This window comes from Ruegeria sp. BG3 (genome assembly GCF_056538485.1).
Map to the genome: position 1 here is coordinate 335,217 of NZ_JBQFTE010000003.1, position 12,016 is coordinate 347,232.

The 12,016-nt window shown below is 59.6% G+C and carries 11 protein-coding genes; 7 read left to right on the forward strand and 4 right to left on the reverse strand.

From position 1 onward, the window contains the following. Window positions 1–86: 86 nt before the first annotated feature. The 4 genes from ACR0AI_RS07430 to ACR0AI_RS07445 are packed head-to-tail and all read right to left on the reverse strand — an operon-like array spanning window position 87 to window position 5,198. Complete coding sequence (locus ACR0AI_RS07430) at window positions 87–1,031, reverse strand: ABC transporter substrate-binding protein (RefSeq protein WP_170378167.1); 945 nt, start codon at window positions 1,029–1,031, stop codon at window positions 87–89. A 41-nt stretch (window positions 1,032–1,072) separates the two neighbouring features. Further along, window positions 1,073–2,080 (reverse strand): ABC transporter permease, encoded by a 1,008-nt coding sequence (locus ACR0AI_RS07435; protein ID WP_170378165.1) that lies wholly within the window; start codon window positions 2,078–2,080, stop codon window positions 1,073–1,075. Then, window positions 2,077–3,603 (reverse strand): sugar ABC transporter ATP-binding protein, encoded by a 1,527-nt coding sequence (locus tag ACR0AI_RS07440; RefSeq protein WP_480672850.1) that lies wholly within the window; start codon window positions 3,601–3,603, stop codon window positions 2,077–2,079. The genes ACR0AI_RS07435 and ACR0AI_RS07440 overlap by 4 nt, the downstream gene beginning before the upstream one ends. Window positions 3,604–3,644: 41 nt before the next feature. Beyond that, the gene (locus ACR0AI_RS07445) at window positions 3,645–5,198 is read right to left on the reverse strand and encodes a UxaA family hydrolase (RefSeq protein WP_480672852.1); all 1,554 of its coding nucleotides are present in this window, start codon (window positions 5,196–5,198) and stop codon (window positions 3,645–3,647) included. Between the two features lie 83 nt (window positions 5,199–5,281). Between ACR0AI_RS07445 and ACR0AI_RS07450 the strand changes: the two genes are divergently transcribed. The 7 genes from ACR0AI_RS07450 (at window position 5,282) to ACR0AI_RS07480 (ending at window position 11,886) form a co-directional block, all read left to right on the forward strand. Further along, window positions 5,282–6,019 (forward strand): GntR family transcriptional regulator, encoded by a 738-nt coding sequence (locus tag ACR0AI_RS07450; protein WP_480672854.1) that lies wholly within the window; start codon window positions 5,282–5,284, stop codon window positions 6,017–6,019. Next, window positions 6,016–7,068 carry an aldo/keto reductase gene (locus ACR0AI_RS07455; RefSeq protein ID WP_480672856.1) on the forward strand — a complete coding sequence of 351 codons (1,053 nt, stop codon included), beginning with the start codon at window positions 6,016–6,018 and terminating at the stop codon, window positions 7,066–7,068. The genes ACR0AI_RS07450 and ACR0AI_RS07455 overlap by 4 nt, the downstream gene beginning before the upstream one ends. After that, the gene (locus ACR0AI_RS07460; RefSeq protein ID WP_480672858.1) at window positions 7,058–7,486 is read left to right on the forward strand and encodes an RbsD/FucU family protein; all 429 of its coding nucleotides are present in this window, start codon (window positions 7,058–7,060) and stop codon (window positions 7,484–7,486) included. Before ACR0AI_RS07455 ends, ACR0AI_RS07460 begins: the two co-directional genes overlap by 11 nt. Continuing rightward, window positions 7,483–8,313, forward strand: coding sequence for an amidohydrolase family protein (locus ACR0AI_RS07465; protein WP_480672860.1), 831 nt, complete (start codon window positions 7,483–7,485; stop codon window positions 8,311–8,313). The genes ACR0AI_RS07460 and ACR0AI_RS07465 overlap by 4 nt, the downstream gene beginning before the upstream one ends. 1 nt (window position 8,314) lies before the next feature. Further along, a complete protein-coding gene (locus ACR0AI_RS07470) occupies window positions 8,315–9,427 on the forward strand; it encodes a fumarylacetoacetate hydrolase family protein (protein WP_480672862.1) in 1,113 nt (370 codons plus the stop codon). 12 nt (window positions 9,428–9,439) lie between these two features. Continuing rightward, window positions 9,440–10,942 carry an aldehyde dehydrogenase (NADP(+)) gene (locus ACR0AI_RS07475; protein ID WP_480672864.1) on the forward strand — a complete coding sequence of 501 codons (1,503 nt, stop codon included), beginning with the start codon at window positions 9,440–9,442 and terminating at the stop codon, window positions 10,940–10,942. Between the two features lie 101 nt (window positions 10,943–11,043). Further along, window positions 11,044–11,886 carry a fumarylacetoacetate hydrolase family protein gene (locus tag ACR0AI_RS07480; protein WP_480672866.1) on the forward strand — a complete coding sequence of 281 codons (843 nt, stop codon included), beginning with the start codon at window positions 11,044–11,046 and terminating at the stop codon, window positions 11,884–11,886. Window positions 11,887–12,016 lie beyond the last annotated feature (130 nt).

The following is a 12,016-nucleotide window of genomic DNA, read 5'->3' on the forward strand; positions in this document are numbered from 1 at the left end:
TGGCCACTAGTTGACCCGAGCTACCTCTAAAGCATCCGGCCCACCCAGTAAGGGCAGGCCGGACAGGTTATTGTGAGTGGATGGTCTTAGTCGTACAGAACGGCCGAGATTTTCGGGTCGTCGATATTCGAGGCATCGTAGTAGTAGAAGCCCGTGTCGATCAGGCTCGGCACTTCTTCACCTTTCAGGGCCGAAACGGCAGCTTTGACGGTTTCATAGCCGATACCAACCGGGTTCTGCGTGATCGCACCAGCCATCAGACCGCTTTTGATCGCGTCTTTCTGTGCCTTGCCACTGTCATAGCCGATGATGACCAGACCTTCGGTGCCCAGTTCCTGAACGCCGTTCACAACGCCGATGGCTGAGCCTTCATTGGTGCCGAAGATACCATTCAGATCCGGGTTTGCAGTCAGGATCGCCTTGGTCACCTCGGTCGATTTCAGGTGATCGCCCTGACCGTATTGAACGGTAACGACTTCGATGTCCGGGTATTTCTCGGCGATGCGGTTTACGAACCCGTCGCGTCGGTCGATCCCCGTACGGCTGGTCTGGTCATGCGCCACAACGGCGACCTTGCCTTTGCCGCCAATCTTCTCGGCCATCTTGTCCGCAGCCAAACCGGCCGCTGCAAGGTTGTCTGTAGTTGCGGTCGAAAGCGGGATGTCACTATCGACACCACTGTCGAAGGCGATAATCGGAATGCCTTTGTCATTGGCCTGTTTCAGCAGTGGGATTGCCGCCTGGCTGTCCAGCGCGGCAAAGCCGATGGCTTTGGGATTATTAGCCAGGGCAGCCGCCAGCATGTCGATCTGACGGTCTACCATGGTTTCGTTGTCAGGGCCTTCGAAGGTGATCGTGACGTCAAACTCATCCGCCGCCTGCTCTGCGCCGGACTTCACCGCCTGCCAGAACTGGTGCTGGAAGCCCTTGGACACCAGCGGGATATAGATTTCTTCGGCAGCTGCCATCGAGGCGGGACCTGCCAGGGTGGCCGCACTCAGCGCCCCCAGAATGAAACGACGTGAAAACATGTTTTCTCCTCCACAGTTGGTCGTTTTTTGATTGGATAAACTCAGCCGGACTTCTTGCGCCGTGCCATGTCGGCATAAACGGCCAGAATGATGATCGCGCCGGTGACAACCGTCTGCCACTCCTGTGCAACGGACAGGACCCGCAGCCCGTTGGTCAGCACCGCCATGATCAAGGCGCCGATCAAGGTGCCAAGGATCGTGCCGCGACCGCCCGACAGCGATGTGCCGCCGATGACAACCGCCGCGATGGCCTCCAGCTCATACCCAAGGCCCAAAGCAGGCTGGGCTGAGTTCAGGCGCGAGGCGATCAGGATGCCGCCGATGCCGCAGATAGCCCCGGCCAGTGCGTAGATGCGGATCTTCCACATATCGGTGTTGACGCCCGACAAACGCACCGCCTCTTCGTTCGACCCCAGCGCAAAGGTATAGCGGCCCAGAACTGTACGGCTCAGGATATACGAGGCGGCGATTGCGACGATGAACAGGATCAGAACGCCATTAGGTATGGGCAGCGCGGGGAAGACTTCTCCGATCAGTGACCCGCGCGAGATCTGGTCAAAGCCTGGCGTGTCGTTAAAGTAGATTGGTCGCGTCCCCGAAATTACCAGCGACAGCCCCTTCAGGATCAGCATCATGCCAAGCGTGGCGATGAAGGGTGGGATTTTCATCTTAGCGACGAATGTTCCCGAACACAGGCCACAGAACGCGCCTGCCGCGATTGCGGCCGCGACACCCAATAGCAACGGCATGCCCAGATAGGTCAGCACCACCCCCGCGATCACCGCGCAGAAGGTCATCAGCGTGCCAACCGATAGGTCAATGCCACCGGTGATGATCACCAAAGTCGCGGCCACCGCCAGCACCCCGTTGACCGAGGTCGCCTGCAAAATTGCAATCATGTTAGAGGTTTGCATGAAGTTCGGCGATGCGATCGAAAAGCCGATCAGCAACGCGATCAAGCTCGCGAAGGCCAGCATTTTCTGGTAGGCGCCGCTTTCCGACAAACCCCCGAGGGGCTTTTTCTTGTCGATATCCGTAGCTGTGGTCATTGAATTGTCCCCGTTACCTGCATCGCCGCCGCCCGTTGGGTGGCCAGATGCATGATGTCTTCTTGTGTGGTGTCTTTTCCGCCGGGCAGAATGCCGGTCAGCCGGCCCTCGCACATCACGGCGATGCGGTGGCTGAGGCGCATGATCTCGGGCAATTCGGACGAGATCACGATGATCGTCTTGCCCTGTTCTGCCAGTTCCTCGAGCAGTTTGTAGATTTCGGATTTCGCGCCCACGTCGATGCCCCGTGTAGGTTCATCGAAGATCAGGATATCGCAATCGCGCAGCAGCCATTTGGCGATGACAACCTTTTGCTGATTACCCCCCGAGAGCAGCCGAACCTCTTGCACATCCGATGGCGTTCGGATGCCCAGCTGTGCGATATAGCCCTTGGCGGTGGTGCTGATTTCACTGTCGTTCAGAACACCGCCGGTGCTTGTGAAAAGATCCATCGAGGCCAGCGCGATATTGTCCCGCACATTCATCCCCGTGGCGAGGCCGAAATGCTTGCGGTCCTCAGATAGATACCCGATCCCGGCCTTCACCGCGTCGGTGGGCGACTTGATCGAGACCACCTGACCATGCACCCGAATCTCACCGGCATCTTTTGGGTCGGCACCAAAGATTGCCCGCGCGACCTCGGTCCGGCCAGCGCCCATCAGACCAGCAAAGCCCAGTATCTCGCCTTTCTGAACTGAAAAGCTTACATCGTGGATTTCTTTGCTGCGGGTCAGGCCCGAAACCTGAAGCGAAACCTCGGCATAACCCAGATCGGGCACGTCCAGAGGTTCCTCATTCACCTCACGCCCCACCATCATTGCGATGATCTGGCTGATCGGGGTCTCTGCAGCACCCACCGTGCCGACATATTCCCCGTCGCGCATGACCGTGACCCGGTCCGAGATTTGCTTCAGCTCGTCCATTTTGTGGCTGATATAGACGATGCCCACACCCTCAGACTTGAGGCGGCGGATGATCACGAACAGCTCGGCGATTTCGGCGTCGTTCAGGGCCGCGGTCGGCTCATCCATGATCAAAACTTTCGACCGGAAGGACAAAGCCTTGGCGATCTCGACCATCTGCTGTTTTGCGATGGTAAGGCTGCCGACCAGCGCCTTGGGGTCGAGGTTCAGGTTCATCGAGGCGAAGATTTCAGCCGTTTGCGCATTCAGCGCGGCTTCGTCCAAACGGCCAAAGCTTTTGCGCGGTTCCCGTCCGATGAAGATATTCTGCGCGACGGTCAGGTCATTCATCAGGCTCAGTTCCTGATGGATGATGCCAATGCCCAGATCCTGCGCCTCGCGCGGGGTGGTTGGGCTGACAGATCGCCCCTCGATCACCAGATCGCCGCCGTCACGCTGATAGATGCCCGAGAGAATCTTCATCAGCGTGCTTTTCCCGGCACCGTTCTCGCCCATCAGTGCGTGAACTTCACCCGGAAACAGATCGAACTGCACGGATTTCAGCGCATGCACACCGGGGAAGTGCTTATCAATCCCCGTCATGTCGACCAGTTTCGTCATTTCTCCTCCCATTCTGCCCCTCTCCCCAAGGGCGGTGCGGCTTACATCACCGCGCCGATTTGCCAGGGGACGAATTCCACGCCCCCAAAGCCAAGTTCTTCACTTTTGGTTTTCTCGCCCGAGGCGACACGGATCAGTACCTCGAATAGCTCTTCGCCTTTGGCTTCGATGCTGACGCCATCGGTGACGATGTCGCCGCAGTTCAGATCCATGTCGTCTGCCATCCGGGCATACATTTCCGAGTTGGTTGCCAGTTTGATGCAGGGTGTCGGCTGGTAGCCCGACACCGAACCGCGGCCGGTGGTGAAGACAATCAGGTTCGCGCCTGATGCCACCTGCCCTGTAACCGAGCATGGATCAAATCCGGGGCTATCCATGAAGACGAACCCGTGTTTGTCCACCTTCTCGCCGAACTTGTAGACGTCGCGCAGCGGTGCCGTGCCGCCCTTGGCGACAGCACCCAGCGATTTCTCCAGAATGGTCGTCAGCCCGCCGCGCTTGTTGCCGGGGCTTGGGTTGTTGTCCATCTCGCCGCCATTGCGCTCGGTATAGTCTTCCCACCAGTGGATACGCTCTATGAGCTTTTCGCCCACTTCGATGGTCTCGGCACGGCGGGTCAAAAGATGCTCCGCCCCGTAGATTTCAGATGTCTCGGACAGGATCGTTGTTCCGCCGTGGCGCACCAGCAGATCCGAAGCATACCCAACGGCCGGATTGGCCGTGATCCCGGAATACCCGTCTGATCCACCGCATTGCATTCCAACAGTGATCGCACTGATGGGCGCGGGCGCGCGCTCAGCTTGATTGGCCAGTTCGGCTATTCCCCGCAGCTCATCCAAACCGCGTTCGATCGTGCGGCGCGTGCCGCCCTCATTCTGGATGGTCATGTAGCGCAACGCACCATCAGGGCGGATCGGACGTCCTCCGACAAGGTCTGCGACCTGCATGACCTCGCAGCCCAAACCAATCAGCAGGATACCCCCGAAATTCGGGTGCTGAGCGTAACCGGCCAATGTTCGGAACAAGGTGGCGTAGCCTTCATCCTTGCCTGACATGCCGCAGCCGGTGCCATGCACAATCGGCACCACCCCGTCGACATTGGGGAAATAATCCAGCAGCCTGGACTTCTCGGCTGCCTCGGCAATGAACCTTGCAACCGAGCCCGAGCAATTCACGCTGGTCAAGATACCGATATAGTTACGGGTCCCTACCCGCCCATCGGCACGATGATACCCGTCAAACGTCCGATCTGCGGGCAGCGTCGGCAGCGGAGCATTGGCACTGGCATGCGCATAGTCCTGTTGATGCGCGCCCATCCCCAGATTGTGGACATGGATGTGCTCACCCGGTGCGATGTCGCTTTTGGCCTGACCGATGATCTGGCCGTAACGGATCACGTTTTCACCAGCCCGAATCGGCATCGTCGCAATCTTGTGCCCGCGGGCCACTTGCGAGGTCAGAGGTGTCGACACATGTGACGGCTGCTCGCCCGCCTGCAAGTCGCGCAGGGCAATAACAATATTGTCATCAGGGTTAAGCTGAACGACGTCCCGCGCCGCCTTTTCCAGAACATTTATGCCGTCGTGTGCTTGCATCACTTCCCCGCTTGCTTGGCCCATGTTGCTAAGTGTTAGATCTTCTCTTGTCAACTAACATGTTAGAATGTTAAAACCTGACCATGAACAAGCTCCAAGATATTGACGCCTCTCTCCTGCCCGAGATTACGACCACCGAAGGATCGCTGGCTCAGCGGGTTCACCACTCTTTGAAAACGGCGATTCTGGCGCTGGACTTTCCACCTGGCGCGAACCTTCGGAAGGCCCCGGTTTGTGAGCGTTTAGGCGTGTCACGCGCGCCTGTTGCGGACGCCATCGCCCGGCTTGCATCTGAAGGTTTGGTGGATGTGGTCCCGCAATCGGGGACGCGCGTGTCCTATTTCTCGATGGATGAAATCCGCGAAGGCGCCTTTCTGCGCGAAGCACTCGAACTAGCAACCGTCGCCAAAGTGACGCGGGACCTGACTGAAGATCAGCGCAAACGCCTCAGCCGCAATATGCGCCTGCAAGAGCTTTTGATCGAAGATGACGACATTCCCGGCTTCTATCAGGCCGACGAAGAGTTTCACGGTATGCTGATGGACTTCACCGGCTTTCGCCGCCTCGCCAACGTGGCGCAGAATGTTTCTCTGCAGGTGAGCCGGGCGCGGATGCTGTTGCTGCCGACCCCCGGCCGGATTGCGGAAACACTGGCGGAACACAAAGCCATTTTTGACGCGATTTGCAGCCGCAACGAACAGGCCGCTCAGGACGCAATGCGCGCCCATTTGGGACAGTTGATGCCGCGCATCGAGGAACTCAGGCAGCAAAAGCCGCACCTTTTCAACCTCACCCAACAGTCGCATAGCGAGGCAGGATGACCGTTTCACAGACAGAATTGCTCAATAACCGTACCGCGCGACCAGTTCCGCTGACCCGGATGGGATTTGGTGGTGCTCCCCTGGGAAATCTGTACCGCAAGGTGTCGGATGAGGACGCGCAGGCCGCGCTTCAGGCCGCTTACGATGCGGGCATTCGGTTCTTTGACACCGCACCGCAATACGGGCTTGGGCGGTCCGAGTGGCGCTTTGGCGAGGCGATTGCCCGCTTCGGACGCGAAAACATCCAGCTGTCCACCAAGATCGGGCGTCTGCTGCTGGATTGCGAACCCCATGAGGTCACGCCCGAGGCCTTCGTGGACGTTCCGCAAAAGCGGATTGTGTTCGACTATACTTATGACGGCGTAATGCGCTCTTACGAGGCCAGCCGCGAACGGATCGGCGTCGCAAATGCCGACATCCTTCTGGTGCATGACGTCTGCGTGTTTAGCCAGGGCAGTCAGGAAATGTCCGACGCCAAGGTCCGTGAACTGTTCGACGGCGGTGGCTACAAGGCACTGGTTGAGCTGCGGGACGCCGGAGAGATCGCCGCCATCGGCGCAGGTGTGAACGAATGGCAGGTATGTGAAAAGCTGCTGGGTCTGGGTGATTTCGACGGTTTCCTGATGGCCGGCCGCTATACGCTGCTTGAACAAGAGGCGTTGGACAGCTTCCTGCCCCTTTGTGAAAAGCGCGACGTGGGGATCATTCTGGGCGGGCCTTATAACTCCGGCATCCTCGCAACCGGAGCCGTACCGGGTGCAAAATACAACTACGCCGATGCGCCCGAGGACATACTTGCGCGCGTCCGCAAGATCGAGGCCGTTTGCGCCGCGCATGACACTCCTCTGATCGCGGCGGCCCTTCAATTTGTTCTGGGCCATCCGTGCGTCAAAACAGTCGTGCCGGGCGCTGTCAGCGCAGCCGAAGTGCAATCCAACGTGGCCCTGCTAGAGCGGGAAGTGCCCCCGGGCCTCTGGTCTGATCTGTGGTCCGAGGGGCTGATCCGTCCGGATGCACCGCTGCCGAGCGAGGCCGCCAATGCTGCGTAACATCGACCCCATTCTGTCGCCCAGCCTGCTACATGCGCTCAGAGCCATGGGACACGGTGATGAAATCGTGATTGCGGATGCGAATTTTCCCGGCACAAGCACCGGCCCTGAGTGTATCCGAGCGGATGGCTCAACCGCGAGTGAGATGCTGCGGGCCGTTCTATCCTTAATGCCTCTGGATACATTCGTGATCGACCCCGCCCTGACCATGCAGGTGGTCGGTGATCCGGACGCAATTCCCGAAGCCGTCGCCGATTTTCAGGACATCATTGACGCGACGGCGGACAACCCGGCCAAGGTACAGGGGCTTGAGCGGTTTGCCTTCTATGAGCGTGCGGCCAATGCGTTTGCCATCGTCCAAACAGGCGAGCGCAGGCTCTATGGCAATATCATCCTGAAAAAGGGCGTGATCGCGTGAGGATTGACGCGCATCAGCACTTCTGGGCCGTGGCGCGGGGGGACTATGGCTGGCTGACGCCTGACTTGGACGTGATCTACCGCGACTTTACCCCTGATGATCTGGCCCCGATGCTGAAAGTCGCTGGCATTGAAGGCACCGTGCTGGTGCAGGCGGCTCCAACGGTGGCCGAGACGGAATACATGCTGTCCCTGGCCGATGAGACTCCATTTATCAAAGGAGTTGTGGGTTGGGTCGATTTCGAAGCCCCGGATGCGGCGACCCAGATCGCTGCGTTGGATGCGCACCCAACGCTGGTTGGGCTTCGTCCGATGATCCAAGACATTGCCGATCCGCTCTGGATGCTGGGCGACGCTCTGACCCCCACTTTTACTGAACTTACAGCGCGTGGACTGACCTTCGACGCATTGACCTTGCCGCAGCATCTGGGACCGCTCAGAAAGCTAGTGTCACATCATCCGGACATGAAGGTTGTCATTGATCACGGCTCCAAGCCGCTGATCCGGGACGCAATATTCGAGGGTTGGGCTGAGGATATGGCAGCGCTGGCCAGCGAGACCAACGCATGGTGCAAACTGTCCGGTCTTGTCACCGAAGCCGCATCCGATTGGACCGTCGATGATCTGCGCCCCTACGTGGACCACCTGCTGAACAGCTTCGGCCCGTCCCGCCTGATCTGGGGCAGCGACTGGCCGGTTTGCACCTTGGCCAGCAGCTACGAACGCTGGCTTGAAACTACAGACCATTTGTTGAGCCAGCTCAGCAGCTCCGAACGAGATGCCGTCATGGGTGGCAACGCCGCGCGGGCCTATAACCTCAGGGATTGATATGACTCTACCAAATCTGGACTCCAACGGGCTGTGGCTCGGACGTATTGAGCGCGCTGGGATTGGCCCCTGCGTTGTGACCCTGCGCGATGGCCGCGTGGTCGATGTCACGTCTAAAACTGCGCCAACCGTTCGGGATATTCTCGAGCGGGACGATGCAGCGGATTACGTCCGTGCGGCGCTAGGCGAAGACCTTGGCCCTATTGACGCGGATCATCAGTGGCTGGCGCCGTGTGACCTGCAAGCGGTCAAAGCCTGCGGCGTCACATTTGCCGGCTCGATGGTCGAGCGCGTAATCGAGGAACAGGCCGCAGGCGATCCAGCCAAAGCCGACGCGATACGGTCGCGCATCGGGGAGCGGATCGGCGACAGCCTGTCCAATATCACGCCCGGTTCGGATGAGGCCGCAAAAGTCAAAGAGGCGCTGATCGAAGAAGGTCTCTGGAGCCAGTACCTCGAGGTCGGGATCGGACCAGATGCCGAGGTATTCTCCAAAGCGCAGGTTCTGTCCTCGGTTGGCGCGGGCGCGGATATCGGGCTGCACCCGATTTCCACCTGGAACAACCCCGAACCCGAGGTGGTTCTGGCCGTAACCTCACGCGGTGAAATCAAGGGCGCGACGCTGGGCAACGATGTGAATCTGCGCGATGTCGAGGGGCGCTCGGCCCTGCTGCTCAGCAAGGCCAAGGACAACAACGCCTCATGCGCGATCGGCCCAATGATCCGGCTGTTCGACGATGGCTTCACCCTCGACGACGTGCGCAAGGCCGAGTTGACGCTGACTGTCACCGGACCCGATGGGTTTGTTCTGAATGGCGCGTCTTCCATGTCCCAGATCAGCCGCGATCCTGCGGATCTTGTGAAACAGACCATTGGACGCCATCACCAATACCCGGACGGGCTGATGTTGTTTCTGGGCACGCTCTTTGCCCCAACTCAGGACCGCGACACGCCCGGAGGAGGCTTCACCCATAAACTTGGCGATATCGTCACCATCGCCAACAGCCAGCTTGGGGCACTTACAAACACGGTGCGCCTGTCCACGGAATGCCCTGAATGGACCTTCGGGGCCTCACATCTGATGCGAAACCTCGCCCAACGCGGCCTGCTTTAAGAGAGAACCAATATGTTGACTGGAAAACACCTGATCGCTGGCGAATGGGTCGGCGCAGACGCCACTTTTGCATCGGAACCTGCCCATGGTCCCAGCCATGATTTTGCCGTTGGCACGCCTGCGCTGGTTGACAGTGCCGTAGGCGCCGCCGAGGAGGCTTTTGCCTCGTTCGGATGGTCGACCCGGGCCGAGCGCGCCGCATTGCTGCGCAAAATCGCGGATGAGATTGACGCACGCGGCGATGCGATCACTGAAATCGGAACGCAAGAAACCGGCCTGCCAGAGGCCCGTTTGCAAGGCGAACGTGGCCGCACCGTCGGTCAGCTGCGTCTGTTCGCCGATCACATTGAGGCGGGCGACTATCTGGACATGCGCCACGATCCGGCCATGCCCGATCGCGCACCCCTGCCCCGCCCCGACCTGCGCATGATCCAGCGTCCTCTGGGGCCTGTAGCCGTGTTCGGCGCGTCTAACTTCCCGCTGGCCTTCTCGGTCGCGGGGGGCGATACGGCTGCTGCTTTGGCCGCAGGCTGCCCCGTCGTGGTCAAGGGCCATTCGGCGCATCCGGGCACGGGTGAAATCGTCGCGCAGGCCATCGACGCTGCCATCAAGGCGACAGGCGTTCATCCCGGTGTGTTCTCATTGGTGCAAGGCGGCAAGCGGGACGTGGGAACGCGACTGGTGCAGCATCCTCTGATCCGGGCGGTTGGGTTTACCGGCAGCCTTGCTGGTGGTCGTGCCCTGTTCGATCTATGCGCGCAACGCGACGAACCAATCCCGTTCTTCGGTGAGCTTGGCTCGGTCAATCCAATGTTCATCCTGCCGCAAGCCGCCGCCGCGCGCGGGGCTGAGATCGGGACTGGCTGGTCTGGCTCTTTGACCATGGGAGCTGGGCAGTTCTGCACCAATCCCGGCATCGCGGTTATCATTGACGGCCCCGAGGCAGATGCGTTCCAGTCTGCCGCCGAAGTTGGCCTGTCCGCCATAGCCGAGCAAACCATGCTGACCGATGGCATTGCCGACGCCTACCGTCAGGGGGTTTCACGAGTCGCGGCGGGCACAGGGGTCACCCAGATTATAGGCACCAGCTGCGCGACGCGTGATGCGTCCCCCTACCTGTTCACGGTATCCGGCGATGACTGGCTGGCCGACCACAAACTGCAAGAAGAGGTCTTTGGTCCGCTCGGCATCGTCGTCCGCGTCCGCGACACGGCTCAGATGCAGCAGATTGCCCGCGCGATCGAAGGCCAGCTGACTTGCACCTTGCATTTGGACCCGGGCGACAAATCCGACGCACAGGCGTTGCTGCCACTGCTCGAACGTAAAGCCGGGCGCTTGCTGGCCAACAGCTTCCCCACAGGAGTCGAGGTCTGCGACAGCATGGTTCACGGAGGCCCCTACCCGGCATCGACAAATTTCGGCGCTACATCGGTTGGCACTCTGTCGATCCGTCGTTTCCTACGGCCGGTGTGCTACCAGGACATTCCCACTGACCTGCTTCCCGAGGATGTTTGACGCTGCAGGATGGCCCTTGCGAGCGATGTCTGCAGAAATACCACTGAACAGCCGTTGCGCTTGACGGCGGCTGGACCATCTGAGCAACGAAGGAACTTGATATGAAACTGCTCCGCTATGGCCCCAAAGGCGCTGAGAAACCCGGGCTTCTGGATGATGGCGGGGCGATCCGCGATCTCTCGGGCATCGTCAGTGACATATCGGGCGAGGCGTTGGGAGATGAAACGCTTGCATGGTTGCGGGCGCTTAATCCCGCCAGCTTGCCGATGGTCGATGGCTCACCCCGAATCGGTGCTTGCGTGGGTCATGTGGGCAAGTTCATCTGCATCGGTCTGAACTACGCAGATCACGCCGCCGAAAGCGGTATGGAACTTCCGCAAGAGCCGGTGATTTTCTTCAAGGCAACCTCGGCGATCATTGGCCCGGACGATACCGTCGAAATTCCGCGCGGCTCGGGCAAAACTGATTGGGAGGTCGAACTGGGCGTCGTCATCGGGAAAGAGGCCAAGTATATTTCGGAAGAAGATGCGCTGGATCACGTAGCGGGCTATTGCGTCGTCAACGACCTGTCCGAGCGTGATTTTCAGCTGCACCGCTCGGGCCAGTGGGTCAAGGGCAAGTCCGCCGACACGTTTGGCCCCATCGGCCCTTGGCTGGTGACGCGCGACGATGTACCCGACCCGCAGAACCTGCCGATGTATCTAGAGGTGAACGGGCATCGCTATCAGGACGGTTCGACCAGAACGATGCATTTCGGCGTTGCAACGGTGATCTCGCACCTGTCGCAATTCATGTCATTGCAACCGGGTGATGTGATCTCGACCGGGACGCCTCCCGGCGTTGGCATGGGGCAGAACCCGCAAACCTATCTGAAGCCAGGCGACCGCATGGAGCTTGGAATCGAAGGATTGGGCGTACAACGGCAGAGTGTCGTCGCCGGATAACCGATAGCGCCGTTTCTATTAGAGAGCACGGTATCAACGAAAAGCGCCGCCCTTGTTTTGGGCGGCGCTTGGGTTGTTTGTGTTTTGGTGCGTTTATTCTGCGGCCTGTGGTGCCTCGGCGTGTTTGTCA